Origin of the sequence: Xaviernesmea oryzae (assembly GCF_900109605.1) — a bacterium.
GTDB classification, from domain to species: domain Bacteria; phylum Pseudomonadota; class Alphaproteobacteria; order Rhizobiales; family Rhizobiaceae; genus Xaviernesmea; species Xaviernesmea oryzae.
Window position 1 is genome coordinate 1 of the sequence record NZ_FOAM01000023.1, and the last position, 25,115, is coordinate 25,115.

General features: G+C 62.1%; 21 protein-coding genes and 3 tRNA genes. 14 read left to right on the plus strand and 10 right to left on the minus strand.

Translation table 11 applies throughout. The annotated features are described in order from the left end of the window. The coding region (tuf, locus tag BMX61_RS21630) for an elongation factor Tu (protein ID WP_092743013.1) at window positions 1-851 on the minus strand (851 nt) is incomplete at its 3' end. A 466-nt stretch (window positions 852-1,317) separates the two neighbouring features. Here tuf and BMX61_RS21635 point away from each other — a divergent pair. Beyond that, a complete protein-coding gene (locus tag BMX61_RS21635) occupies window positions 1,318-1,527 on the plus strand; it encodes a KTSC domain-containing protein (RefSeq protein ID WP_075628844.1) in 210 nt (69 codons plus the stop codon). 106 nt (window positions 1,528-1,633) lie between these two features. Here the strand turns inward: BMX61_RS21635 and BMX61_RS21640 are convergent. Next, window positions 1,634-1,707 (minus strand) — tRNA-Gly (locus tag BMX61_RS21640). 27 nt (window positions 1,708-1,734) lie between these two features. Then, window positions 1,735-1,819: transfer RNA gene (locus BMX61_RS21645), tRNA-Tyr, on the minus strand. A gap of 256 nt (window positions 1,820-2,075) precedes the next feature. Between BMX61_RS21645 and BMX61_RS21650 the strand changes: the two genes are divergently transcribed. Next, window positions 2,076-2,954, plus strand: a complete 879-nt coding sequence (locus tag BMX61_RS21650; RefSeq protein ID WP_075628845.1) for a TrmH family RNA methyltransferase — start codon at window positions 2,076-2,078, stop codon at window positions 2,952-2,954. Window positions 2,955-3,230: 276 nt separating this feature from the next. Here BMX61_RS21650 and BMX61_RS21655 read toward each other — a convergent pair whose 3' ends face one another. Next, window positions 3,231-3,812 carry an FMN-dependent NADH-azoreductase gene (locus BMX61_RS21655; protein ID WP_075628846.1) on the minus strand — a complete coding sequence of 194 codons (582 nt, stop codon included), beginning with the start codon at window positions 3,810-3,812 and terminating at the stop codon, window positions 3,231-3,233. A 177-nt stretch (window positions 3,813-3,989) separates the two neighbouring features. On the opposite strand from BMX61_RS21655, the gene BMX61_RS21660 reads away from it, so the two are divergent. Beyond that, on the plus strand, window positions 3,990-4,934 hold the full coding sequence (locus tag BMX61_RS21660; protein ID WP_075629179.1) for a LysR family transcriptional regulator: 945 nt from the start codon (window positions 3,990-3,992) through the stop codon (window positions 4,932-4,934). A gap of 67 nt (window positions 4,935-5,001) precedes the next feature. Then, window positions 5,002-5,076, plus strand: a tRNA-Thr gene (locus BMX61_RS21665). A 209-nt stretch (window positions 5,077-5,285) separates the two neighbouring features. Here the strand turns inward: BMX61_RS21665 and BMX61_RS21670 are convergent. After that, window positions 5,286-5,657: a c-type cytochrome gene (locus BMX61_RS21670; protein ID WP_075628847.1), complete on the minus strand. Its 372-nt coding sequence runs from the start codon at window positions 5,655-5,657 to the stop codon at window positions 5,286-5,288. 455 nt (window positions 5,658-6,112) lie between these two features. Here BMX61_RS21670 and BMX61_RS21675 point away from each other — a divergent pair, with 455 nt between their 5' ends. From BMX61_RS21675 to BMX61_RS21690, 4 genes are all read left to right on the plus strand, one after another. Continuing rightward, window positions 6,113-7,570, plus strand: coding sequence for a sensor histidine kinase (locus BMX61_RS21675; RefSeq protein WP_170854999.1), 1,458 nt, complete (start codon window positions 6,113-6,115; stop codon window positions 7,568-7,570). A gap of 199 nt (window positions 7,571-7,769) precedes the next feature. Continuing rightward, window positions 7,770-8,120, plus strand: a complete 351-nt coding sequence (locus BMX61_RS21680; RefSeq protein WP_075628849.1) for a hypothetical protein — start codon at window positions 7,770-7,772, stop codon at window positions 8,118-8,120. Window positions 8,121-8,373: 253 nt separating this feature from the next. Next, complete coding sequence (locus BMX61_RS21685; protein WP_075628850.1) at window positions 8,374-9,147, plus strand: NAD kinase; 774 nt, start codon at window positions 8,374-8,376, stop codon at window positions 9,145-9,147. A 243-nt stretch (window positions 9,148-9,390) separates the two neighbouring features. Further along, complete coding sequence (locus BMX61_RS21690; RefSeq protein WP_083639556.1) at window positions 9,391-9,927, plus strand: hypothetical protein; 537 nt, start codon at window positions 9,391-9,393, stop codon at window positions 9,925-9,927. Window positions 9,928-10,049: 122 nt separating this feature from the next. Here BMX61_RS21690 and prfB read toward each other — a convergent pair. The 3 genes from prfB to BMX61_RS21705 all read right to left on the minus strand — a co-directional run bounded on the left by prfB (window position 10,050) and on the right by BMX61_RS21705 (window position 15,305). Further along, window positions 10,050-11,181, minus strand: a protein-coding gene (prfB, locus tag BMX61_RS21695; RefSeq protein ID WP_139198982.1) for a peptide chain release factor 2 whose coding sequence is annotated in 2 segments (ribosomal slippage) — window positions 10,050-11,111 and window positions 11,113-11,181 — 1,131 coding nt in all. Because the reading frame shifts where the segments join, the coding sequence is not laid out codon by codon here. A 201-nt stretch (window positions 11,182-11,382) separates the two neighbouring features. Further along, the gene (locus BMX61_RS21700) at window positions 11,383-13,836 is read right to left on the minus strand and encodes a penicillin-binding protein 1A (RefSeq protein WP_075628852.1); all 2,454 of its coding nucleotides are present in this window, start codon (window positions 13,834-13,836) and stop codon (window positions 11,383-11,385) included. 263 nt (window positions 13,837-14,099) lie between these two features. Next, window positions 14,100-15,305 carry an N-acetylmuramoyl-L-alanine amidase gene (locus BMX61_RS21705; RefSeq protein ID WP_075629181.1) on the minus strand — a complete coding sequence of 402 codons (1,206 nt, stop codon included), beginning with the start codon at window positions 15,303-15,305 and terminating at the stop codon, window positions 14,100-14,102. 768 nt (window positions 15,306-16,073) lie between these two features. Here BMX61_RS21705 and BMX61_RS21710 point away from each other — a divergent pair. The 6 genes from BMX61_RS21710 to aat all read left to right on the plus strand — a co-directional run bounded on the left by BMX61_RS21710 (window position 16,074) and on the right by aat (window position 23,785). Further along, the gene (locus BMX61_RS21710; RefSeq protein WP_075628853.1) at window positions 16,074-19,088 is read left to right on the plus strand and encodes an Rne/Rng family ribonuclease; all 3,015 of its coding nucleotides are present in this window, start codon (window positions 16,074-16,076) and stop codon (window positions 19,086-19,088) included. Window positions 19,089-19,987: 899 nt separating this feature from the next. Continuing rightward, window positions 19,988-20,755, plus strand: a complete 768-nt coding sequence (locus BMX61_RS21720; RefSeq protein WP_075628855.1) for a DsbA family protein — start codon at window positions 19,988-19,990, stop codon at window positions 20,753-20,755. 110 nt (window positions 20,756-20,865) lie between these two features. Continuing rightward, complete coding sequence (aroQ, locus tag BMX61_RS21725) at window positions 20,866-21,318, plus strand: type II 3-dehydroquinate dehydratase (protein ID WP_075628856.1); 453 nt, start codon at window positions 20,866-20,868, stop codon at window positions 21,316-21,318. 20 nt (window positions 21,319-21,338) lie between these two features. Beyond that, window positions 21,339-21,809 carry an acetyl-CoA carboxylase biotin carboxyl carrier protein gene (gene accB, locus BMX61_RS21730; RefSeq protein ID WP_075628857.1) on the plus strand — a complete coding sequence of 157 codons (471 nt, stop codon included), beginning with the start codon at window positions 21,339-21,341 and terminating at the stop codon, window positions 21,807-21,809. A gap of 4 nt (window positions 21,810-21,813) precedes the next feature. Next, window positions 21,814-23,160: an acetyl-CoA carboxylase biotin carboxylase subunit gene (gene accC, locus BMX61_RS21735; RefSeq protein WP_075628858.1), complete on the plus strand. Its 1,347-nt coding sequence runs from the start codon at window positions 21,814-21,816 to the stop codon at window positions 23,158-23,160. 10 nt (window positions 23,161-23,170) lie between these two features. After that, on the plus strand, window positions 23,171-23,785 hold the full coding sequence (aat, locus tag BMX61_RS21740; protein ID WP_075628859.1) for a leucyl/phenylalanyl-tRNA--protein transferase: 615 nt from the start codon (window positions 23,171-23,173) through the stop codon (window positions 23,783-23,785). A gap of 54 nt (window positions 23,786-23,839) precedes the next feature. Here the strand turns inward: aat and BMX61_RS21745 are convergent, their stop codons facing one another. Beyond that, window positions 23,840-24,298: a DUF2155 domain-containing protein gene (locus BMX61_RS21745; protein ID WP_075628860.1), complete on the minus strand. Its 459-nt coding sequence runs from the start codon at window positions 24,296-24,298 to the stop codon at window positions 23,840-23,842. 257 nt (window positions 24,299-24,555) lie between these two features. Beyond that, window positions 24,556-24,954, minus strand: a complete 399-nt coding sequence (locus BMX61_RS21750) for an NADH:ubiquinone oxidoreductase subunit NDUFA12 (protein WP_075628861.1) — start codon at window positions 24,952-24,954, stop codon at window positions 24,556-24,558. Between the last annotated feature and the right edge of the window lie 161 nt (window positions 24,955-25,115).

The window sequence follows — 25,115 nt, forward strand, 5'->3', positions numbered from 1 at the left end:
ACGCCGTCACGGTTCACGCCGCGCAGAAGCGCGCCGATGTTGTCGCCAGCCTGGCCCTGGTCGAGCAGCTTGCGGAACATTTCAACGCCGGTGCAGGTCGTCTTGGTGGTCGGACGGATGCCGACGATCTCGATTTCCTCGCCAACCTTGACGATGCCACGCTCGACGCGGCCGGTCACAACCGTACCACGGCCCGAGATCGAGAACACGTCTTCGATCGGCATCAGGAAGGGCTGGTCGATCGGGCGTTCCGGGGTCGGGATGTAGGCGTCGACCTGAGCCATCAGCTCGCGGATCGCGTCTTCACCGATGGTCTTGTCCGAATCTTCCAGAGCGGCCAGAGCCGAGCCCTTGACGATCGGAATGTCGTCGCCGGGGAAGTCGTAGGACGACAGCAGTTCGCGCACTTCCAGCTCGACCAGCTCGAGAAGCTCGGCGTCATCGACCTGGTCGACCTTGTTCAGGAACACGACGATGGCGGGAACGCCGACCTGACGGGCGAGCAGGATGTGCTCGCGGGTCTGCGGCATCGGGCCGTCGGCGGCCGAGCACACCAGGATCGCGCCGTCCATCTGGGCAGCACCGGTGATCATGTTCTTGACGTAGTCGGCGTGGCCGGGGCAGTCGACGTGGGCATAGTGACGGTTCGGCGTCTCATATTCGACGTGGGCCGTCGAAATGGTGATGCCGCGGGCCTTTTCTTCCGGAGCGGCGTCGATCTGGTCATACGCCTTGAACTCGCCGAAATACTTCGTGATCGCCGCCGTCAGCGACGTCTTGCCATGGTCAACGTGGCCGATCGTGCCGATGTTCACGTGCGGCTTGTTGCGTTCAAACTTGCTCTTTGCCATGGGTCTGTTTCCTATGATCCATCAAAAAGGTCAGCCGGCCGGGCCGGTTTGGGGAGGCGTTTAAGGGTTTCACTGCAATTGCGCAAGACTTAATTGCGTGAGCTACACGGCCCGGCGTCTCGCGCCTCGGTTTGAGCTAAGGCCTTGTGACGCAAGGCGGAGCGGCCCTCCCCGCGCCGTCACCCCATCAAGCCCCGACCCGCCGTACGCCTGCCCCGATTCCTCGCCTGCCGATGCACGCGCCCATGCGGCCTTGGGCGACAGGGCCGCATCGACAGCTTCGACGCGCTGAAAGACGATGCAGCCGGCCCCTGGATCGAAATCGCACAGGCCCGAGGCGGGAATGCCGCAACGCGCGGGGATCGATAAAATGCCAGGGTTCTTTGTCAGCTTGAGCTAACCAGGTCTCTTGACCCAATGTTTGCGTCCGCTCCCTTAAGATGACGACAAACAAGGGAGAAAGACCATGCAACACCTTCCCGTGAAGTCGCGCATCATCGACAGCGTCTATTTCAGCCAGGAAGACGGGCAATTGCGGATCTGCTTCAAGAATGGCGAGGAGCGCCGCTTCGCCGAGGTCCAGGAAACCGAGGTTTTGGCCATGTGCGAGGCACGCTCGCCCGGTCAATATTACATCGACAATATCCGTACCCGCTTCAGGCGAATCGCTGCCTGACAAGGGATTTCAGGCTCGCGCGGCTAGGCTGCGTGACCCTGTTCCAACAGCAACGGAATACCGTGACACGGTAGTGACACGGTGACTTGCCAATTCTTGAAATTATTGGAGCGGGTAGCGGGAATCGAACCCGCGTATTCAGCTTGGAAGGCTGCTGCTCTACCATTGAGCTATACCCGCGGGGGTGGTCTTGATCCTGCGTCAGAATGGTGGAGGGAGTTGGATTTGAACCAACGTAGGCTGAGCCAACGGATTTACAGTCCGTCCCCTTTAACCACTCGGGCATCCCTCCATTATTCTGTCGGGATCATCGACCGGTATCGGATCAAGCGTTGCTGGCCAGCCTGTTGAAGCGGGCCGCGCTCGTTCCGTGGGGCGCTATATGACGGGCCCGATCCGCGCTGTCAACACAGCCATTTAAAGTTTTTTCCGCTTGCACCGGCAGGGGGCGTCCAAGGGCGCGCGGCTGTGGAAAACCACGAGGGCTGCGCTGCGACAGGCTGCGAGAAAGCTGTTTCGGCCAGCCGCCCGCCGGTCTATAAGGCAGCATGAGCAAGGACAAGAGCGGCGACAAGAGCGCCAAGGACACCCATTACGCCACGCTGAGGCGTGCCCACCGCGACGCCAAGCGCGAGCGCGGCGAAATTCCGACGCCGCAGAACGACACTCGCCGGCGCAAGGCGCAGACCGACTGGAAGGCACCGCCGCTGCCGCCCGATACGGTGCAGCTTTACGGTCTGCATACGGTGCGCGCCGCGCTTGCCAATCCGACGCGCGAAAAGCTGCGGCTGATGGTGACCCAGAATGCGCTGGGGCGGCTGGAGATCGGTGATGCCGCAGCGATCGGCATTCCCGTGGAGACTGTGGCGCCGGCAGCGCTGGACAAGCTGCTCGGTCCCGACGCAATTCATCAGGGCGTGCTTCTGGAGGCAAGGCCACTGCCGGTGCGCCGGCTCTCCGCCTTGACGGACAGCCCTCTGGTGCTAGTGCTCGACCAGGTCACTGACCCACACAATGTCGGCGCGATCCTGCGCTCGGCCGTGGCCTTCAATGCCGGCGCGCTAATCACCACCATGCGCCATAGCCCATCCGAATCGGGCGTTCTCGCCAAGTCGGCCTCCGGCGCGCTGGAGCTCATCCCCTATATCCAGGTGAGCAACCTCGCCGATGCGCTTGGCGAGCTGCACAGCATCGGTTTCCAGTCCTTCGGGCTCGATTCGGAAGGACCGCTGGTGCTGGAGGAAACGCTGGCAGGAGATCGGCTGGCGCTGGTGCTCGGCGCAGAGGGCAAGGGGCTGCGGCAGAAGACCCGTGAAACGGTGACGGCGCTTGCCCGCCTCGACATGCCGGGCGCCATCAAGTCGCTGAACGTTTCCAATGCCGCCGCCATCGCGCTTTATGCCGCGCGGCGTCATCTGCAGGGCTAAGACACCCCATCGGCGTCAAAACACAAACGCCCCGCCACCGCCGCCTGAACTGCCCTGACCGAAAATGGTCTGAGCGATTCAGGCGGCGATGACGGGGCGTTTCATTTTGACGCCTGCTGGGTCGAGCTGAAATCGGAGTCGCTTGAAGGCGTTAAGCGGAAAGCTTCGACAAAAGCGGCAACTCGGACGTCAACTGGCGCGATTCTGTTGGCCGGGCCGCACAAGCGGCGCCGGAGACCCAGGCCCGTTGCCGCAAGGCCGCGGCGCGCGTCAGTGTTAGGCGGCGAGTGCCAAGCTCTCGCGGCTGGCGATATCCGACAGAGCGGCTTCGATCGAGGCGGCCTTGGCATCCGGGCCCATAGCCAGGCCTTCAGCGCGCACCACCTCGATATCGGTCACGCCGATAAAGGACAGCACATTGTGGAGGAAGGGCTCCTGATGATCGAGCGTGGCCATCGGGGTGCCTGCACCATAGACGCCGCCACGGGCCGACGCGATGATCACCTTGCGGCCGCCAGCCAAGCCTTCGGGACCGGATTCGGTATAGCGGAAGGTCGTTCCAGCCACGAGCAGGCGGTCGATCCAGGCCTTCAGCTGGCTCGGAATCGTGAAATTATACATGGGCGCACCGACGACCACGATATCGGCTGCGAGAAATTCCGAAAGAACGTCGCGCCCAGCCGGCGCTGCGCCGAGATCGGCGCCCGTGAGATGACCGACCGGCTCGGCCACCAGATCATGCGTGGTGACCTGCGCCTCGGGATGCTCTGCCCGAAGCCGCTCGACAATGGCGGCCGTCAGGCGTCGGGACACGGAATGTTCGCCGAGAATGCCGGAATCGATATGGAGGATGTTCATGTCGCACCTTTGTCGCTGAAGGGTTCAAAGGACCAATGTCCTTTCGACAAAACATATGATCCGGAAACGATGAGAGGATAAGTTGCCCAGATATTGACGCATCGTTTCCTTCGGGAAACAATAATGCGCTTTGCGGATAATGAGCCCGCAGCGTGGAGCAAAGGCTTGGAGATGCAGATGAGGGATCTGAACGATATCGCCTACTTCGCCGCCGTGGCGCGCCATCAAGGTTTTTCCGCCGCCGCGCGGGCGCTGAACGTGCCGAAATCCCTGCTCAGCAAGCATATTGCCGCCCTGGAGCAGGAACTCGGCGTACGCCTTCTGGAGCGCTCCACCCGCATGCTGCGCGTTACCGAAGTCGGCCAGCGCTTTCTCGATCACTGCGAACAGGCTCTCGCCAATGTCGAAACGGCCCAGGCGGTGGCCGTGGCCGCACAGCTCGAGCCGCAGGGAACGGTTCGTCTGGCCTGCCCGCTCGGCTTCGCGCCGATGATTGCCCATGTGATGCCGGACTTCAGCCGCCGCTATCCCAAAGTGCAGGTCCTGATCTCCGTGTCCAACCGGCGGGTCGATCTGGTGGCGGAGCAGATGGATATCGCCTTGCGCGCCCGACCCGAAATTGAGATGGACGAGACATTGGTGGTGCGCCGCCTCAGCGTCGCGCGGCGGCGGCTGGCGGCCAGTCCGCAACTGCTGGAGCGTCTTGGCGCGATCACCATCGATTCGCTGCATAAACAGCCGACGCTCTCGATGAACAGCGAGCATGGCACGGACCGTTGGACGCTGGTCAACGAGGCGGGCGACACAAAGGACGTGGACCATCGCCCTGTGATCGGCTGCGACGACTTTACCGTTCTCGAGCGCGCGGCCATCGAAGGGCTCGGCATTGCCCTCCTGCCGGATCATATGTGCCAGCGCATCATGCGTGTCGGGCTGCTCGCCCCGGTGTTGCCGACGTGGAGCGCGGCAGAAGCCATCGCCCATCTGGTCTTTACCACCCGCCAGGGCATGCTGCCGGCCGTGCGCAGTCTGATTGATCATCTGGCCACCCAGCTGCCGCGAGTTATGGCGCGTTGCTCGGAAGTGGAGGTTGCGCCGCGCTTGCACGAGGCGGCCGAGTAGCGGTGCGCTTCCCTCTTTTTTCTTTACACGGCAGGGGAATCTGCTAATTCCCGTCAGCGCCTTGGAAGCCGGATTAGCTCAGCGGTAGAGCAGCGGTTTTGTAAACCGAAGGTCGGGGGTTCAATCCCCTCATCCGGCACCACGCCTCCCAAGCCAGTTCGCGCCATCGGTATCGATCCGTTTCGCGCGAGCAGGGCATAGCGGGATAACCTGTTTCCCAGCGCCCCCTGTTTCAGACTGCGACCGAAATCGCCGGGCGATTCTGTCCGGTGTGATTCCAGAGCGCGATTGGCACAAATATGGGCAATCTTCGCCTGAGATCTCGCTCTAAACTTTGATAGAGATCATGATTTACGGATGCGCCTGCAAAAAGGCGATCACGTCCTTGATCTCCGACTCGCCCCAGAGCCCCCAGAAGCGCATCTTTGTGCCCGGTACGGCCTTGGCCGGGCTTGCCAGAAAGGCGGACAGCGTCGCCTCGTCCCAGACAAGACCCGCCTCGCCTGCTTTGCGCATGGCCTCAGAATAGGCATAGCCTTCCGCCGACCCTGCCTGGCGTCCGAACACGCCTTTAAGTGACGGGCCGAACCCATGACGATCGGCATTGACGATATGGCAGGAGCTGCAGGCATCGAAGACCTGCCGGCCATGCGCGGCATCCTGCGCTTGAGCCCATGCGGCCGACAACAGCAGGCCACCTGTCAGAACACAGGTTCGAAACATGGTCGCTCCCTTTCGCAAAAAGCTGGCTTGTGTGACGAAGGTGCGCATGAAACCGCCATTGAACTTGCGATAACGACAGGCGCTAAAGCGCAACGCACAGTCGGATCAAGGCATCAGCAGACTTAAAATTGCAAGGCGTTGCCGGATCTCGCCTGCATTTCACCCTTGGACTTCAAACTCTGCGCGCCGGCTGGCCCGACGGGCCGAATGCCGGAACGTGCAGAAAACACTTGCCCTTCCCGCCTTGGGTGCCGTCGTCTTACCGGATCCGTTCGGCCAAAGTGAAATTGAGCCGATCGACTAGAGAACGGGATTGTTTCAACCGGAGTTTGCAGTCATGGTCTTGCTGGCCGATGTCGGGATTGATTCTGATGATCGCCTCAGACGTGCGAGATCGCCAAAACCATTCCGTCGGTCGGCATGGTCTGTGGGCCATGGATGACCAAAGGGCTTCGATGTTGCAGTCAACAAGCGAATGTGCCCTGCTGTTTCAGCAATTCGATTGGGCCAGCTCGCCTCTGGGTCCGGTCGATGGCTGGAGCCCGGAGCTGCGCACGCTCGTCGACGTGACGATGAATTCTTTGCAGCCCATGCTGATCGTCTGGGGCCCGGAGCAGATCATTCTCTATAATGACGGCTATGCCCGGATGTGCGGTAATCGCCATCCCGGCGGCTTCGGCCACCCGTTTCGCGACCTCTGGTACGATATCTGGGATCAGGTCGATCCGATCATCTCCGCCGCATATGCCGGCCATGGCACGTCGATGGATGACATCGAATTCATCATGCATCGCAACGGCTTTCCCGAGGAGACGCATTTCGCCTTCTCCTATACGCCGGTGCGCGATCCCACGGGCGCGGTGCTCGGCATGTTCTGCGCCTGCACGGAAACCACGGCGGATGTGCGCCTTCGGCGCGAGCAGGTGAGCGAGCGCGAGCGACTCCTGCGGATCTTCGAGCTTTCCCCGGCCGCGACCGCCGCGCTGACCGGACCGAATCACGTGTTCGACTTTGCCAATGCTGCTTTTGCCGCCATGATCGGTGATCGGGACGTTATCGGCCGGCCGGCGGCCGAGGCGCTGCCCGCTCTGGCGCAGGCCGGGCTGATCACCAGTCTCGATGCGGTCTATCGCTCCGGCATGCCGCTGACGGCCCATGCCATGCCGCTGATGCTCGAAACCGACAGCGCCCATACGCGCGGCAAAAGACTGATCGATCTCATCTGCCAGCCGATGCGCGATCCCTCCGGTGCCATGGCCGGCATTCTGCTACAGACGCAGGATGTGACCGAGCAGCTGGCCGAGGAGGAGCACCGCAATCTCCTGGCGCGCGAGCTTGCCCATCGGCTGAAAAACCAGCTGGCCATGGTTCAGGCGATCGTCTCCCAGACCTTGCGCAGCGCCGGCGACATCACGTCCGCGCGGCGGGCATTGGGCGACCGTCTGGCCGTGCTCGGTGCCGCACATGACATGATCATCAAGGGTGGCGCCAACACGTCGACTATGGCCGAAGTCGTCGCGCAGATGACGCAGGTCCATGACGACAAGCTGGCGCCGCGCATCCAGGTCGATGGTCCGCCATTGCGAATTGCCGCGCGCCCGACCCTGTCGCTTTCGCTGATCCTGCACGAACTTGCCACCAACGCCTCGAAATATGGGGCATTGTCGGTGCCATCGGGCCGGGTGCAGCTGAATTGGGACCTGAGCGGCCCGAACCGCGATCGGGTCGAAATTAGCTGGACGGAGCACGCAGGCCCGCCCGTCGCCATGCCACAGGCCGATGGCACCGGCAGCAAGCTGATCAAGGCCGGCCTTTCCGGCACGCAGGATTGCCAGGTCGAAATCGCCTTTCATCCCATGGGCCTTCACTGCCGCATCTGCGCTGACCTCAAGGGCTTTGAAAGCGAGCACTGAGACTCAAGTCCGATCTGGACTTGCCTCCGCGTTTGCGGCCGCCTCCCCTCCATCGTCACGCGCCCTTCGCGATAGGCGGCTAATTCTGCAAAAAAAGCCGGCCTTCTGCGCGTGATCAGCCCTTGGCGGCAGCGCAGCATGTTGACCACCGGCCAATTTTACGCAACGCTCTCTCAACGTGTTGTGGATGGAGTTGACGATGTCTTGGGTAACGCTGCAGTCCAAACGTCTGAAAAAGGCTCGCTACAATGTCGGGCGCCAGATTCTGGAAGTTCGTATACAGGGCGAAGGCACGGTCAAACATCATAACGTGCTTCCGCACATGGCGGAGAATTTCTTCAAGACCAGCGATCCGGACTTCTACTACCGCTATTATTTGGAAGACAGCCGTGTGGTCTCGCCGATGCGCGGAATTTTACAGACCAGCGGCTGGGTGGCGAAGGCGGTGATTATTCTGGCCGCTGCGTGGCTGCTCTCCTACTCCTCGCTCTCGGACATGAGCGTGCTCGAAGCCAGCAATATCACGACGACCAGGCCAGCGGTCCAATAGCCTCATCCAGACGCGCAGCCTGATGGTCCTCCTGGCGTCGGCGCTTTTCATCAAGCTTCTCGCTTGCCCGCCGGCGATCCCTTGCCCCGCACCAAGCCGCCATCATCTTTGACGTCCAGTCCGGCTCATCTGACCGGGGTTGCAGCAGTTTGGCGGCCCTGAGCCATTTTGGTTTGCCGCGATATCCGCTAGGACTACGGCGACCCGCTCCCGCGCGATCGCTAACGCGCCTTCTCGAACACAGTGTCTCCTCATGGTGCGTCCCGTCGACACGATTGCTTTTGTTGCCTCAACCGCTCCCGACGCGCAGGACGCGCTGGCGGAGCTGACAGCGCTTTACGGCAATGTGCCGCTGGCGGCCGCCGACGTGGTTGTGGCTCTTGGCGGCGATGGCTTCATGCTGCAGACGCTGCATAGCTGCATGCGCAACGACAAGCTCGTCTATGGCATGAATCGCGGCTCCGTCGGCTTTCTCATGAACCGCTATAGCGCCGAAAACCTGCAGGACCGTCTGGGGGAAGCGGTCGAAAACGCCTTTCACCCCTTGGAAATGCAGACGGTCGATACGCAAGGCAACCGCTTTCGCGGATTGGCGATCAACGAGGTTTATCTGTTTCGCCAATCCTATCAGGCCGCAAAGCTTCGCGTCGTCGTCGATGGGCGGGTGCGGCTGGAAGAGCTGATCTGCGATGGCATCCTGCTGTCGACGCCGGCGGGCTCCACCGCCTATAATCTCTCCGCCCATGGGCCGATCCTGCCCCTGGAGGCGCCACTTCTGGCGCTGACGCCGGTCAGCCCCTTTCGTCCGCGCCGCTGGCGCGGCGCGCTCCTGCCCAATCGGGTGACTGTGGATATTTCGATCCTGGAAGCGGACAAGCGACCGGTCAACGCAGTCGCCGATCACACAGAAGTCAAATCTGTACTGAAGGTGCGCATCGCCCAGGCCGAAACGGTGACGGCGCGGCTTCTCTCGGATCCGGATTATTCCTGGTCGGACCGCATTCTGGCGGAACAGTTCACCAATTAGAGCATCGGATCGAAAAGCGGGAACCGTTTGTCGGATAAATTCGATGCGGCGGCGTTCAGTCAATCGCAACCATACGCATAGGCTCTATGGTATGGTGCGTTTTTATGAACACATCGTCTTTATCGTGGGAGACAGCGCCAGTTTCGTGATTGTGACTTAAGTTTTGGACCGAAAGGACTGTCCGAGCTCTGGGCTGGCGCACACGCACGCACACGTCGTCCTGCGGGCAAAAAAAGGAGTGGCATGCGTATCCGGTTTCAAGCGTCCCGTCTAACCATCGCAGTCTGCATGGGCGCCCTGGCGCTCGCCTGCGTGCCGCTCGCGCATGCCCAGGCGCTGCAAGGCGAACGAACGCTTCTCGCCTCCGACATTCTCTTCGTCACCAGCACCGGCTTTTGGCAAGAGGCAAGCGACCCGAACGTGCTGCTCGACCCGCAGGGCGAGACCGACAAGCCGGCCGGCGACCAGGGCGGGATCAAGGGCTATTACAAGCTGATTGCGCAACGCCAGCCTGACGGCACTGCCCATATCCATCTTCAACAAATTGCGCTGGAACCCCAGGGGCCGCGAATCGTCACATCGGCCGAGCTTGAGGAATTTTCCCGCATGCATGCCTATGTCACGGATATCCGTCCGGAAAACTCCGATGGCATTACGCGTCAGCCAGGGCTCTTCGCCACTGTCTGGCTGAAGACGGACCCCACACAAACCGAAACCGAGAGCTGGACGGTTCTCGTCGATGATATCGGTGACATCCGCATCGAACGCGAAACGAACTGACGCCTGCGCCAAGTTCCAGGGCTGATTCCGGCGCGATTTCCCTTTCCCAATCTCGTAGACGACGAAAAAGGCGCCGGCGGTTTCAACCGCTCGGCGCCTTGCTGTTTCGAACCCAATGAAAATTAGGCGATATCGTCCACCGCCGCATCGGCGCCGCCATTCACGCGGTGGGCGAGCGCAGCTTCCATGAACTCGTTCAGTTCGCCATCGAGAACATCCGAGGGTGCCGAGCTTTCCACGCCTGTGCGCAGATCCTTCACCATCTGGTAGGGCTGCAACACATAAGAGCGGATCTGGTGGCCCCAGCCGATATCCGATTTGGAGGCCGCTTCGGCATTGGCCGCTTCTTCGCGCCGCTTCAGCTCGGCCTCGTAAAGGCGCGCACGCAGCATGTCCCAGGCTTTCGCCCGGTTCTTGTGCTGTGAGCGCTCCTGCTGGCACTGCACCACGATCCCGGACGGCATATGCGTGATGCGCACGGCCGAGTCGGTCGTGTTGACGTGCTGGCCGCCAGCGCCGGACGAGCGATAGGTGTCGATGCGGCAGTCGCTTTCGTTGATATCGATCTGGATCGAATCATCGACCACCGGATAGACCCACACGGAGGAAAAGGAGGTGTGGCGCCGCGCGTTGCTGTCATAGGGCGAGATGCGCACCAGCCGGTGGACGCCCGATTCGGTCTTCAGCCAGCCATAGGCATTGTGGCCTTTGACCAGAAGCGTCGCGGACTTGATGCCGGCCTCTTCGCCGTCATGGATTTCCAGAAGCTCGACCTTGTAGCCGGAGCGCTCGGCCCAACGGGTATACATGCGAAGAAGCATGTTGGCCCAGTCCTGACTTTCCGTGCCGCCGGCCCCGGAATGCACTTCCAGATAGGTGTCGTTGCTGTCGGCCTCGCCAGACAGCATGGCTTCCACCTGGCGGCGTGCCGCCTCTGTGCGCAGTGCCTTCAGCGCGTCCTCGGCATCCTTGATGATCTCGGCATCGCCCTCGGCTTCACCAAGCTCGATCAGCTCGACATTGTCGGCAAGCTGCCGCTCGAAGTTACGCACGCCATTGATGCCTTCATCCAGCATCTGGCGCTCGCGCATCAGCTTCTGCGCTTCGGCCGCGTCATTCCAGAGGTTGGGATCCTCGGCCTTGTTGTTCAACCAGTCCAGTCGTCTTACCGCCTGGTCCCAGTCAAAGATGCCTCCTCAGCAGGCTTATGGCCTGCTTGATCTCGTCGACAATATTCTCGATTTCGTTGCGCATGGTCCTCAGTCTTCTTGTCGTGGTCAGGCCAATTCCGATTTCGGCCGGCCGCCGCTTGCCTCCGGCGAAGCTGGCAGGGTGATTACCCGTCGTGCTCTGTTCTGTAAAGGCAAGGCATTTCCGGAAATAGGCAACGAGAGCCCGGCGAACAAGGAGAGCCGCCGGCCTCGCAGGCAAACGCAGCCACCAGCCGCACCGACCTTAGAACAGGCCGGTCGAGCCCGACTGCACCGCCTGATTGGCCTGAGGCGAAGACCGAAGAATCTCTTCCGGCGGCACATATTGATCGCTGCCGCCGATGACCGAGAAGCTGGAGGCCGGGCCGGTGCCGGGCTTGAAGGCTTCGATGATCGTATCGGGATCACCCTCGCGTGCCGCCATACCTGTCTTGCGATTGACGGGGATCAGGCTCATGCCGGCTGGGACGGCGAACTGCACCGGCTTGGTGCCGGCCACGGCCGCCTGCATGAAGTCATTGAAGATTGGCGCCGAGAGGCCGCCGCCCGTACCGCCGCGCCCGAGAGGAGCGGGCTCATCGAAACCCAGATAGAGACCGGCGACGAGGTCAGGCGTGTAGCCGACGAACCAGGCGTCCTTCTCGTCATTGGTGGTGCCGGTCTTGCCAGCCACGGGACGATCCAGATTGACCTTTCCTGCCGCAGTCCCGCGCTGAATGACGCCTTCCATCATCGAGGTGATCTGATAGGCGGTCATGGGATCGAGCACCTGCTCGCGATTGTCCGTCAGCACCGGCTCCTCCTGGTTTTTCCAGTCGGTGGCGTTGCAGGTCTCGCAGGTGCGGTCCTCATGGCGGAAGATCGTCTTGCCGTAGCGGTCCTGGATGCGGTCGATCAGCGACGGCTTGATCTGCTTGCCGCCATTGGCGATTACCGCATAGGCCGAGACCATCCGCATGACGGTGGTTTCGCCAGAGCCGAGCGACATGGCCAGCACCGGCAGCATCTTGTCGTAAATGCCGAAGCGCTCGGCATATTCCGCGACCAGGTTCATGCCCATATCGTTGGCGAGACGCACGGTCATCTGGTTGCGCGATTTTTCGATGCCGAGCCGCAGCGTCGAGGGGCCGGCCGAACCGCCGCCATAGTTTTCCGGGCGCCAGACCTGACCGCCGGTCACGAGCTCGAACGGGGCGTCGAGGATGACCGATGCGGGCGTATAGCCATTGTCGAGCGCGGCCGCATAGACGAAGGGCTTGAACGAGGAGCCGGGCTGACGCATCGCCTGCGTCGCGCGGTTGAACTCCGATTGCGCATAGGAGAAGCCGCCGACCATGGCGAGTACGCGACCCGTCTGCGGATCCATCGCCACCAGGCCACCCTGCACTTTCGGCGGCTGGCGCAGGCGATACTGCCCATCGTCCTTCAGTGGCTCGACATAGACCACATCGCCTGGCTCCAGCACGTCGGAAGGCACGCGGCCGGCCTTTCGGTTGCCGCTGGCCGGTCGATAGGCCCATTGCATGTTCTGCGCAGAAATGCGGCCGCGCACGCGCTCGGCAACCGGCTTGCCAGCGCCGTCGGATTTTGGCTGCAGCCCGATATCGACGCCCTTGGAATCGGCGGCGAGCACGACGGCAAGGCTCCATTCCGGCACGTCGGAATAAGCGGGGATCTTGAAGAGTGCATCGCCCCAATCGCCGCCCACCTGGATGGACTTGACCGGCCCGTGGAAGCCGCGCCGCTCGTCATAATTGATTAGCCCCTGCTGCAGGGCATGGCGCGCGGCTTCCTGAATGCGAGGATCGAGCGAGGTGCGCACCGAAAGTCCGCCTTCGTAAAGCGCGCTTTCGCCATAGCGCTGGATCAGTTGTCGGCGCACTTCCTCGGAGAAATAATCCGACGCAAAGAGATGCGAGCCGCCGCGGCGCAGATTGACGCCAAGTGGCTGCTTTTCCGCATCTGCAGCTTCCTCGGCCGTGATGTAACCATCCTCCGCCATGCGCTTGATCACGTAGTTGCGGCGGTTGAGCGCAGCCTCTTCGCGGCGGAAGGGATGGTAATTGTTCGGCCCCTTGGGCAGGCCGGCGAGATAGGCGGTTTCGGCAATGGTCAGCTCGGTGACCGACTTATCGAAATAGGTCAATGCCGCGCCAGCGATGCCATAGGCATTCATGCCGAAATAGATTTCGTTCAGATAGAGTTCGAGGATCCGGTCCTTGCTGTAGGACTGCTCGATGCGGAAAGAGAGGATCGCCTCCTTGACCTTGCGCTCCATCGTCTGGTCGCCGGAGAGAAGGAAGTTCTTGGCCACCTGCTGGGTAATCGTCGAGGCGCCTTCCGGGCGGCGGCTGGAACCGATATTCTGGATATTGTTAATCACCGCACGGCCCAGGCCGTTAATGTCGATGCCGGGATGGGTGTAGAAATTCTGGTCTTCCGCCGCGATGAAGGCCGCCTTGACACGATCGGGAATAGCCTGGATCGGCAGATAGAGCCGGCGCTGGCGGGCATATTCGGCCATCAGCTCGCCGTTGCCCGCGTGAACGCGCGTGGTCACCGGCGGCGCATAGCTGTTCAGCACCTCGTAATCCGGTAGATCGCGGGTGATATGACCGAGATAGACGGCGGCGACGGCAGCCAGCCCGAAGGCAAACACGGTGCCGATCCCGAAGAAATATCCAATCAGTCTGATCATCAGGCGGTATCCGACTTTCGCTCAAGGTCCCTGTGCCACGGCCAGACGGCTACACAGCGGTGCGCGAAGGGCGCGGCAGCGACTCGTGACTCTTATGCGCCCGGATAGCGATCCGATTGTGCGCAAAATAGGGCTTTCCGAAGAATCCTGGTGTTCCCACAGGGGAAAAGCTTAGGGCTGTTACCGCACCGACACAAATATTAAAGCTTGGCCTTGCGCAGAACCAAGCATGATCGGCAGTCTCCGACAAGCGTCAAAGGCGTTCAGCCGCCATTGGCGGCAACGACAGCCCGGTAGCGCCCGACAGCGTCGGCGATACGGTCCGCGACCTTGTCGCGCCAAGCCGTGTCGAGCAGCAGCGCCTCGTCTTCCTTGTTGGACATGAAGCCGAGCTCGAGAAGGATGGACGGCACATCAGGCGCCTGCAGCACCCGAAAACCGGCAAAGCGATGCGGGTTGTTGATCAGGCGGATCTGCCCTTCAAAGGATGAGACGATCGATCGCGCGAGATTGATGGAGAAGGCTTGGGTCTCCCGGCGCGTGAGATCGATGAGGATGTCAGCCACCTCGGCCGGCTCGTCGGTCAAGGTCAGGCCGGCGACGGCGTCCGAAAGGTTTTCACGCTCGGCAAGGCTGGCGGCCAGATGGTCGGAGGCTTTGTCGGAGATGGTGTAGACCGTGGCGCCGCGAATATCGGCCTGCTTGACCGTATCGGCATGGAGCGAGACGAACAGGCTCGCGCCTTTCTGCCGGGCGATCTGCACACGCTCCGACAAGGAGAGGAACTCGTCCGCCTCGCGCGTCAAAACGGCCTGCACGCCCGGCAGGTCGTTCAGCCGCTTGGCGAGCGCCTGGGCAAAGCCGAGCGTCACGTTCTTTTCCAGAACCTTGGAGTCCACGCCGATCGCGCCCGTATCGATGCCGCCATGGCCGGCATCGACGGCAATGACGAAGGGGCCGCTGCTCTTGTTCGCGCCAACGGCATCGAGCGGCTGAACCCGATCGGTTTTCTGCGTGCCGATGGTGGCTGCCCAATCCTGCCCGGCCACGAGCTTGGCGAAGGCTGAAGCATCGACGCGCTCGACATCGACAACCAGCCGGAAACGACCACCCTCGATCGGGGTGACCTCGGCGTGGGCCACACCGGCCGGCTTGTCGGCGGTGATGACGAGACGGGCAAGGCCCTCGCTCATCGCACCGTAACGAATATCCTTCACCAGGCCACGCGGCTTGAGATCGTCGGGATGAATGCCAAAGGCGGTGCGGGGAAGATCGAGGATGATGCGCACGGGCTCGCGCACGTAATGCAGGGCAAATTCGGGCTTGCGGTCAAATTCGAGCACGAGCCGGGCCCGTGCCTCGTCGCCGGCAATCCGCCCGCTGACGGCCAGAGGGCCGGACGGCGCCGCCGCCGAGGGCGCTGGCTTGTCTTGCGCGACCGCGCCACCCAACGGAGCGAATGCAATCATAACAAGAAAAACGAGCAGGGGCAGCGCCCGGATCACCGATCCATGCGCCCTGCCCGCCCCTGATTCGCTCGTTATCCCGCTCATGGTTTCCGTGATCGCGCCGCGCTGGTTAATGCGCCGTTAATGCTTTGCCCCGCGTTCTGCGCCGAGCAGCCTTCAGGACCCTCGATCGCCGCGCCAAAAGCCCTCTCGAACGCGCTTTGAGCGAGCGCATGAAATTCATCAATATTAAGGCAAGTCCGGCTTTTCCCTTGCTATTGTGACATGAAAACCATAAAAGCGTCATAGGCCAAAAAGCGTTGGCGGGATCAATCGATGTCTTGGCTGCCGGGGGTTTTCTCTGGCGCCTGGGTTGAGGATCAGACAAGCGGAGCGAGCGGCACGGATGCCGTATCCGCCGATCCAAGGAAACATCGAGGTTTTGCCCGCCGCACAGCGCTTTCGGCTGCATGAGATATCGCTCATCCGGCGGTGGCCGGACCTTATCCGGTGCGTTGCGCACCATGCCCGTTTTGCGGGTTTTTCATCGGGCCCTTCGAGGGCCTAACCATTGGCATTCTTGCTTGGTCCCATGATGTCGCGGCAGTATCGATCGGAATTGGACGGAGGGCGGAACATCATGTTTCCGGCTTCTGTTCGTCCGGGCGATCGGCGGCGGGTGCCTGCAGGATTTCATTTGTTCGGCATGCACCGCACCGCACAGGAGGGCGCGCCTTACAGGCGCCAGCGTCCTCTCGGGCCTCGGCCATGCCGAGGAGCTTGGCTTACATGGCAGAGAAAATGCTCATCGATGCGTCTCACTCGGAGGAGACGCGCGTTGTTGTCGTTCGCGGCAATCGCATAGAAGAATTCGACTTCGAGTCGGAACATAAGAAGCAGATCCGCGGCAACATCTATCTGGCGAAGGTGACCCGCGTCGAACCCTCGCTTCAGGCCGCCTTCGTCGATTATGGCGGCAACCGCCACGGCTTCCTGGCTTTCGCCGAAATTCACCCCGACTACTACCAGATCCCGCTGGCCGACCGGCAGGCCCTGCTGAAGGCCGAAGCCGAGGACGCGCGGCGCGACGACCACGATTCCGCCGAGCATGAAACGCCGGAAGAGGCTGCGATCGCCCCTGCCGCCGAGCCGGCCGCGTCCCCGAACGACATCGCTACGGACGAGACGGCCGCTGTCGAAGCCGTGGAGGAAAAGCCGAAGAAGCCGAAGCGCGCGCGCCGCAGCAAGAAAGCCGCCGCCGCAGAGCCGGCTGCAGACGCAGAGGCCGGCGAAACTGCCGCAGATGGCCAGAGCGTCGAGACGGTGCCGGAAAGCCCTGAAGCCGCGCTTGAGGGCGCCGACACGTCGGACGCCGCGACGGGTGATGCCGATGCCGGCGATAGCGGCCCCGCAACCGCAGGCGATGCCGGCTTCGGCGGCGACCAGGACGGTACAGAGGCTGACTCCGATGCCGGCCATGAGGACGGTGGACAGGACGAAGGCGGCGAACGTGGCGGCTCCATCGCCGCGATGGTCGATGTGGACGAAGTGTCCGAAGCCCGCCCTTTCGACGATGAAGACGACGATGACGACCACCGTCACGAGGAAAAGGAAGTCATCGAATCCGTCGGCGCTGAAGACGCCATGGAGGAAGTGCCCGACCGCCAGGTGCGCAAGCCGCGCAAGCAGTATCGCATCCAGGAAGTGATCAAGCGCCGGCAGATTCTCTTGGTGCAGGTCGCCAAGGAAGAGCGTGGCAACAAGGGCGCGGCACTTACCACCTATCTGTCGCTTGCCGGCCGTTATTCGGTTCTCATGCCCAACACGGCGCGCGGCGGCGGCATTTCGCGCAAGATCACCAATCTGCCCGACCGCAAGCGCCTGAAGGACATCGCCAAGTCGCTCGACGTGCCGCAGGGCATGGGCGTCATCCTGCGTACGGCCGGTGCCAACCGCACCAAGGTCGAGATCAAGCGCGACTTCGAATATCTGATGCGCCTGTGGGAAAACGTCCGCACGCTGACGCTGGCCTCCACCGCGCCCTGCCTCGTCTATGAGGAAGGGTCGCTGATCAAGCGCTCGATCCGCGATCTCTACAACAAGGACATCTCGGAAATCGTCGTCGCCGGCGAAGAAGGCTACCGTGAAGCCAAGGCCTTCATGAAAATGCTGATGCCGAGCCACGCAAAGGTGGTTCAGCCCTATCGCGACGTGCATCCGATCTTCTCGCGCGCCGGCATCGAGGCGCAGCTCGATCGCATGCTGCAGCCGCAGGTGACGCTGAAGTCGGGTGGCTACATCATCATCAACCAGACGGAAGCGCTGGTTGCCATCGACGTGAACTCCGGCCGCTCCACCCGCGAGCATTCGATCGAGGATACGGCGCTGCAGACCAATCTGGAGGCCGCCGAAGAAGTGGCCCGCCAGCTGCGCCTGCGCGACCTTGCCGGCCTGATCGTGGTCGACTTCATCGACATGGAAGAAAAGCGCAACAACCGCGCTGTCGAGAAAAGGCTGAAAGATTGCCTAAAGAACGACCGCGCCCGCATCCAGGTTGGCCGCATCTCGCATTTCGGCCTTCTGGAAATGTCGCGCCAGCGCATTCGTGCTTCGGTTCTGGAATCGACCACGCAGGTCTGCTCGCATTGCGGCGGCACCGGCCATGTCCGGTCGCAGTCTTCGATCGCGCTGCACGTGCTGCGCGGCATCGAGGAATATCTGCTGAAGAACACGACGCACAATATTTCCGTGCGCACGACGCCCGAAATCGCGCTCTACCTGCTCAATCACAAGCGCGGCACGATCATCGATTATGAAGATCGCTTCGGCGTGGCAATCCTGATCCAGGCGGACGCCCTGGTCGGCGGCCAGCACTTTGCCGTCGATCGCGGCGAGCCGGTGGAAAATCCGGTGAAGATCGACCAGCTGCTGCCCTGGGAGCCGGAGATCGAAGAGGAAGAGGATGACGTTGTCATCGAGGAAGAGCTCGATGAGGACGAATCCACCGAGGCTCAGGCTGAGACACCGGAGCGCGAAAGCGCGCGTGACGATGAGGGCGAGAACGGCCGCAAGCGCAAGCGCCGCCGCCGCCGGCGCGGCCGCAACGGCACCACGGGCGAAGCCGGCTCGGACAGCCAGGCCGCCGGTGAAGACGACGCGGCAGATGACGAGGCCGGCGACACGGACGAGGACGCCGAAGGCGACGAGACGGACGGCAACGCGCCTGCCGAAGCGACGACGGGCGATGTCTCCGATGAGGAGCGCCAGAAGCGCAAGCGCCGCCGCCGTGGTAAGCGTGGCGGTCGCCGCAGCCGGGCCGACGAACTGGAAGCAGGCGCCGAGGGCGAGGCTGGCGACGAGGCCGATGGCGATGACGACGAGGCACAGGCGGCGCCTGCTGCCGACAACGCCCCGGGCGCATCGGCCGACGAGACCGCGATCGATATGGCGCCGCTCGAACAGGCTGTCGATGTTTCAGGCGTTGCCGTTCTCGGTGAAGGCGATGAGGGCGCGTCGCAGACCGGTCTTTCCGCCGGCATCGAGCCATCGAGCGAAAGCGCCACGCCCGACGTCCCCAGCGTTCCGGAAGCAACGGCCCAGAAGGTTGATGAACCGGAATCGTCTGATGCGCCTGCCGAAACAGCGCCTGAGCCTGAAGCGGCTGAGAAGCCAGCGCGTCGCAACCGCGATCTCGACACCATCGCCACGGCCCCGGTCGTCCGCTCCAGCGGCGCGGGCGATAAGGAAGACGAGGCCGGCAAGCCCAAGAAGGGCGGCTGGTGGCAGCGCCGCGGTTTCCTCTAGGACATAGACGTCCGGCGCCCTGTTGATCAGGCCGTTGACGAAGACATGACGCAAGGCCGGTGGAGCAATCCGCCGGCCTTGCTCGTCTGTGGATATGACAGACCTCTCGTGTCTGGGCACAAGGCTGCTTGTGTCGGATGGGATGCCCTACGCACTGACCGCGTACCGCAGCGTGGTGGTCTTGCCGGCTATAATAAAGCGAGCCAGGTCCCAAACCGGCTTCTATCGGCAAGGCAAAACAGACCCGGCTGTCGATCTTGAGGACCTCGCGGCAGGCCTTGAACATTCGCCTCAAGCAATCAACCGAGCGGGCACAGGAGCCATCCGAGTCCGGCTTCACAGATTGATTCATCCTGATGCCGAACTGATTCAAGGCGGCGAGACAAGCCGCTGTTTCCGCACGCATATCTGTGAGCAGTGGCGAGATACAATCGCGGCACCGGAGAAGCCTGCCCATCAAACTTCCGGGGAGGTCTCGCAGTCTGCGACAGACCTGAAAGATCGCATGTTCACAGAGTGTTAACCAAACAGCCTCGCAGATGGAGTCTGATGCGCGGCCTGCCTCACCGGAGCCGTCGGCAAACGCCTTATCTGGCCCTGTCAAAACGACGTCACTTGCGTTGAACTCCGGATCTCTGCCGCATGCCCGCCATGTTTTCGAAGGATTGCTTGCAGCGTATCCTTCGGACTATGGTCGCGCCGAGAATCCGTCTCGTCCTCAGCGGAAACATGACATGTGAGGATGCAAGACAAGGCGCTTCATACGCCCGCTATGGCTGATGCGTGATGGTAATGCCGATTGCGCCGATGCGTCGCGGTGGGCAAAATGCGATGCGTCTGTCGCCGCCGTCAGGAGGTTTCGCAGCGTGATTTTTCAAGTTCCGGCATAAGGTCGACCGATGCATATGTTCTCTTCTCTCCTGCGCCTTGCCTCCGCCGGCTGCCTCTCGGCGGCGTTGGTCTTTCCCGGCGCGGCCATGGCGCTTGATGACGGACAGAAAGCGGAGATCGGCGCGTTCATCCGGGAATATCTGGTCGCCCATCCCGAAGTCCTGATCGAGGCACAGCAGGCGCTGAAGACCAAGCAGGAGGCTGAGCAGGCCAAGCTCTCCTTCCAGGCGATCACCGACAATGCGCAGGCGATCTTCAATTCCACGCATGACGTCACGCTCGGCAATCCCAAGGGGGATGTGACGATCGTCGAGTTCTATGACTACAATTGCGGATATTGCAAAAGGGCGCTCTCCGACATGGATGCGCTGATCAAGAGCGACAAGAACGTTCGCTTCGTGCTGAAGGAACTGCCGATTCTCGGCTCCGATTCGCTGGCGGCGCACCGGGTGAGCGCCGCGTTCCGGGCCATCGCGCCGGAAAAATACGGCGCTTTCCATCGCAATCTGCTGGGCGGAGAAGACCGCGCGACAGAAGAGACGGCAATCGCCGTGGCCGAGCGGCTGGGCGTCAAGGAAGCCGATCTGCGCGCGCATATGAAGACCGAGATGCCTGACGATGCCGTCCGGGAAAGCTATACGCTCGCCAATGCCTTGGGCGTGACCGGCACGCCGTCCTATGTGGTGGGCAACGAGGCGGTGTTCGGTGCGGTCGGCGCCGATACGCTGGCGGAGAAGGTGGCCAATATCAGGGCCTGCGGCAAGGCCTCCTGCTGAGGCGGGGAACATTCAACACCCTGAAAGCCTTGGTGGCACGGCCGCCAGGGCTTTTTTTTGCACCATCATTTGTCTATAGCTACCGCCCAAGATCATCGGACCCCACACCAATGCCCCGGTTTTTCGTTCTGAACGGCCCCAATCTGAACTTGCTCGGCAAGCGGGAGCCCGGAATCTACGGCGGTCAGACACTGGCCGATATCGAGGCCCTATGCCGGCGCGAAGGCGAGACACGGGGCTTTTCGATCGATTTCCGCCAGACCAATCACGAGGGCGTGCTGGTCGACTGGATGCACGAGGCGCAGGAGGCGGCCGATGGCATCGCCATCAATGCCGGCGCCTACACGCATACATCGATCGCGCTGCATGACGCCGCGCGCGCCATCCGCGTGCCGGTGGTGGAGCTGCACCTGTCCAATGTGCATGCCCGCGAAGCGTTTCGCCACCATTCCTATCTTGCGCCCGCAGCCAAAGGGGTCATCTGCGGCTTCGGCGCACAAAGCTACGTGCTGGCGCTGCAGGCGCTGCAGGCGCTGCATTCCCTCACCCTATCCGCTGAATAAGAAGAAGAAGAGGCTTATCCATGGCTGAAAAGAAGACCGGCATCGATCAAGCGCTGATCCGCGATCTGGCCAATATCCTGAACGAGACCGACCTGACAGAGATCGAGGTCGAACAGGACGATCTGCGCATTCGCGTGTCGCGCACGATTACGGCCCCCGCCTATGCACCGATGCCGACCTATGCCGCGCCCGCGGCGCCCGCCGCAAGCGCACCGGCCGTTGCCGCGCCAGCCGCGACAGAGGTTGGCCGCAACAACAAGAACGCGCTGACGGCGCCGATGGTCGGCACGGCTTACCTCGCACCTGCTCCAGGATCGCGTCCGTTCATCGAGGTCGGCGCCCAGGTCAAGGAAGGCCAGACGGTGCTGATCATCGAAGCCATGAAGACCATGAACCAGATCCCTGCCCCCCGTTCGGGCAAGGTCGTCGAAATCCTCGTCGAAGACGGCGCGCCGGTCGAATATGGCGAAGCGCTTGTCGTGATCGAGTAAGCCCATGATCTCGAAGGTCCTGATTGCCAATCGCGGGGAAATTGCCCTGCGCGTGCTGCGCGCCTGCAAGGAACTGGGCATCGCCACCGTCGCAGTTCATTCCACGGCGGATGCGGATGCCATGCATGTGCGCCTTGCCGATGAGAGCGTATGCATCGGCCCGCCGCCCTCGCGCGAGAGCTATCTCAACATCCACCAGATCGTTGCCGCCTGCGAGATCACCGGCGCCGACGCCGTGCATCCGGGCTACGGATTTCTGTCGGAAAACGCCAAGTTCGCCGATATTCTCGATGCGCATGGCATCACCTTCATCGGCCCGACTGCCGATCACATCCGCATCATGGGCGACAAGATTACCGCCAAGCAGACGGCCATGGAGCTCGGCATTCCCGTCGTCCCCGGCTCGGATGGCGAGGTGAAGCCCGAGACCGCGCTGGAGACCGCGCGGCAGATCGGCTTCCCCGTGCTGATCAAGGCTACCGCCGGTGGCGGCGGGCGCGGCATGAAAGTGGCCCGCAGCGAAGCGGATCTGGAAGAGGCGGTCAGCACCGCCCGCTCCGAAGCGGCCGCCGCTTTTGGCAATGATGCCGTCTACATGGAGAAATATCTGGGCAAGCCCCGGCATATCGAAATCCAGGTCTTCGGCGATGGCGCGGGCAATGCCATCCATCTCGGTGAACGCGACTGCTCGCTGCAGCGCCGCCACCAGAAGGTCTGGGAAGAGGCCAATTCCCCTGCCCTCACCGTCGAGCAGCGCATGCAGATCGGTAAGGTCTGCGCCGATGCCATGAAGAAGCTGAAATATCGCGGCGCCGGCACGATCGAATTTCTCTATGAGAACGGCGAGTTCTATTTCATCGAAATGAACACCCGCCTGCAGGTCGAGCATCCCGTGACCGAAGCGATCACCGGCATCGATCTCGTGCACGAGCAGATCCGCGTCGCGTCCGGCAATGGCCTATCGGTCACGCAGGACGAGGTCGTCTTCCAGGGCCATGCGATCGAATGCCGCATCAATGCCGAGGATCCGCGCACCTTTGTACCCTCGCCCGGCACGATCACGCATTTCCATGCACCCGGCGGTCTCGGCGTACGCGTCGATTCCGGCGCCTATGCCGGCTATCGTATTCCGCCCTATTATGACAGCCTGATCGGCAAGCTGATCGTGCATGGTCGTACGCGGGTGGAATGCATGATGCGCCTGCGCCGTGTGCTGGACGAATTCGTCATCGACGGAATCAAGACGACGCTGCCGCTGTTCCAGGACCTCATCAACAATGAGGACATTGCCAACGGCGATTACGACATCCACTGGCTGGAACATTATCTCACCCAGCCGGACGGCGAATAAGGGCATCCGAATGAAGGGAACGCGCAGCAGCCAGCCGGACATCACACCGGAGCTGCTGCTGCGCGCCTATTCCATCGGCCTGTTTCCCATGGCCGATTCGGCTGACGATCCCGAGCTTTTCTGGGTCGAGCCGGAAATCCGCGGCATCATTCCGCTGGATGCCTTCCACGTCTCGCAATCGCTGGCCAAGACGATCCGCAAATCGCCTTTGCGCATCACTGCCGATAGCGCGTTCGCAGCGATCGTGGCGCTTTGCGCCGAGCCAGCACCAGACAGGCCTTCGACCTGGATCAACAGCGAGATCAAGCGGCTCTATGGCGCGCTGCATGCACGCGGCCATGCCCATTCGATCGAGGCTTGGGAGGATGGGGAACTGGTGGGCGGCCTTTACGGCGTCTCGCTCGGCGCTGCCTTCTTCGGCGAGAGCATGGTCTCGCGCCGGCCAAACGCCTCTAAAATCTGCCTGGTGTATCTGGTCGAGCGTTTGAAGGCGCAGGGCTACGAACTGCTCGACACCCAGTTCACCACCGACCACTTGAAGACCTTCGGCGCCATCGACGTGCCCAAGGCACGCTATCAGCGGATGCTGGAAGCGGCCGTATCGAAGCCCGACCGGGGGTTTTGAAACGCGTTCCTTGCTAAACCGACTCACAGAGCGAGCGGCTGTAGACGACAGCGATTATTGCGCGGGCTTGGCCTGAGCCGTGTCCGGCGGCGGCAGGTCGGACTTGGCCTTGCAATCCTTCAGCCAGACGTCATAGACCGGATGCTCGACGGCATTGAGACCAGGGCTGTCGGCAAACATCCAGCCGGTGAAGATCCGACGGATCTTGCGGTCGAGCGTGATCTCGTCGACTTCAACAAAAGTGGTCGTCTTCGGCGCTTCCGTGTCGTCGCGGCTATAACAGACGCGCGGTGTCACCTGCAGTGCGCCGAATTGCACGGTTTCGCCGATATAGACATCGAAGGTGGTGATGCGGCCGGTGATCTTGTCGATGCCGGAAAAGACCGCGACAGAATTCGACACACGGGCAGCGCTGGCGAGCGGCGGCAGCGCGAGGCTGGTGCCAAGAGCGAAGACGGCGCCGAGCAGGGCCGGTAACGCTCTGCGAACCGTGGGCTTCGAACGATGACGCATTGAAAATCCATCCTTTGACCGGAGCGGTGCTCCACCGGATCGTTTGATCCAGGACACGGCCTGCCAGTCGTCTTGCTCGGCGCGGTCGGCCCGAAAAGCAGGTAAGCTTAAACCGCTCCATGTCCTTTGCAGCGATATCCAGCGCGACAGCACGGCGGCCTTTAAAAACGGAGAGCCGCTCACGCGGCTCTCCTGCAGTCTTTCTCAAGCGAAATTAAGGCGTCCGCTCAAGCCGACAGCCAATCGCCCGGATGGGGTCAGGAGCGCGGTGTCCAAGCATCGTAATCGCCGGTGACCTGCGGGCGTTCGCCCTTGCTGTAGATGGAGCCCTGCGGGCGATAGGCACCGGCACTGCCGGTCTGGTTCGGCTTATGCGGCTTTTGCCAGTCGCGTGCCTGATAGTTTTCCTGGCTCGGCGGAACGTCGGTGCGGTGATGCATCCAGCCGTGCCAGCCGGCCGGGATGGCCGAGGCGTCGGAATAGCCGTTATAGACCACCCAGCGGCGGGTGCGGCCTTCGGAATCCTTCTTGCCGCCTTCGTAATAGACATTGCCGAGTTCGTCCTGGCCGACCTTTTTGCCGAAGCGCCAGGTGTGAAACCGGGTGCCGAGCGTCTGGCCATTCCACCAGGTGAAAATCTGCAAGAGCGTGCTCATCGTCTCTGTCCTTCAGCTCTCGCCCAGGCCTATCGCGCCTGCGAGATCAATCTCATCCATCTTCGCTTATGGCGCGGCCGGCAGCGCTTGTCCAGCCATTCCGGCCCCTCGTCCCCGCACGTGCTTCAGAGAGTCTTGCCGGCGCGTGCGAGCCAGCCGCA

Excerpts from the sequence above, each read along its gene's own strand:
- BMX61_RS21700 (WP_075628852.1), bottom strand. The coding sequence starts at position 13,836 with ATGATCAGACTGATTGGATATTTCTTCGGGATCGGCACCGTGTTTGCC.
- BMX61_RS21650 (WP_075628845.1), top strand. The coding sequence starts at position 2,076 with ATGAGCAAGGACAAGAGCGGCGACAAGAGCGCCAAGGACACCCATTAC.
- BMX61_RS21750 (WP_075628861.1), bottom strand. The coding sequence starts at position 24,954 with ATGAGCACGCTCTTGCAGATTTTCACCTGGTGGAATGGCCAGACGCTC.
- BMX61_RS21635 (WP_075628844.1), top strand. The coding sequence starts at position 1,318 with ATGCAACACCTTCCCGTGAAGTCGCGCATCATCGACAGCGTCTATTTC.
- BMX61_RS21680 (WP_075628849.1), top strand. The coding sequence starts at position 7,770 with ATGTCTTGGGTAACGCTGCAGTCCAAACGTCTGAAAAAGGCTCGCTAC.
- BMX61_RS21705 (WP_075629181.1), bottom strand. The coding sequence starts at position 15,305 with ATGATTGCATTCGCTCCGTTGGGTGGCGCGGTCGCGCAAGACAAGCCA.
- BMX61_RS21655 (WP_075628846.1), bottom strand. The coding sequence starts at position 3,812 with ATGAACATCCTCCATATCGATTCCGGCATTCTCGGCGAACATTCCGTG.
- BMX61_RS21685 (WP_075628850.1), top strand. The coding sequence starts at position 8,374 with ATGGTGCGTCCCGTCGACACGATTGCTTTTGTTGCCTCAACCGCTCCC.
- BMX61_RS21675 (WP_170854999.1), top strand. The coding sequence starts at position 6,113 with ATGTTGCAGTCAACAAGCGAATGTGCCCTGCTGTTTCAGCAATTCGAT.
- accC (WP_075628858.1), top strand. The coding sequence starts at position 21,814 with ATGATCTCGAAGGTCCTGATTGCCAATCGCGGGGAAATTGCCCTGCGC.
- BMX61_RS21690 (WP_083639556.1), top strand. The coding sequence starts at position 9,391 with ATGCGTATCCGGTTTCAAGCGTCCCGTCTAACCATCGCAGTCTGCATG.
- accB (WP_075628857.1), top strand. The coding sequence starts at position 21,339 with ATGGCTGAAAAGAAGACCGGCATCGATCAAGCGCTGATCCGCGATCTG.
- aat (WP_075628859.1), top strand. The coding sequence starts at position 23,171 with ATGAAGGGAACGCGCAGCAGCCAGCCGGACATCACACCGGAGCTGCTG.
- BMX61_RS21745 (WP_075628860.1), bottom strand. The coding sequence starts at position 24,298 with ATGCGTCATCGTTCGAAGCCCACGGTTCGCAGAGCGTTACCGGCCCTG.
- BMX61_RS21710 (WP_075628853.1), top strand. The coding sequence starts at position 16,074 with ATGGCAGAGAAAATGCTCATCGATGCGTCTCACTCGGAGGAGACGCGC.
- BMX61_RS21720 (WP_075628855.1), top strand. The coding sequence starts at position 19,988 with ATGCATATGTTCTCTTCTCTCCTGCGCCTTGCCTCCGCCGGCTGCCTC.
- BMX61_RS21660 (WP_075629179.1), top strand. The coding sequence starts at position 3,990 with ATGAGGGATCTGAACGATATCGCCTACTTCGCCGCCGTGGCGCGCCAT.
- BMX61_RS21670 (WP_075628847.1), bottom strand. The coding sequence starts at position 5,657 with ATGTTTCGAACCTGTGTTCTGACAGGTGGCCTGCTGTTGTCGGCCGCA.
- aroQ (WP_075628856.1), top strand. The coding sequence starts at position 20,866 with ATGCCCCGGTTTTTCGTTCTGAACGGCCCCAATCTGAACTTGCTCGGC.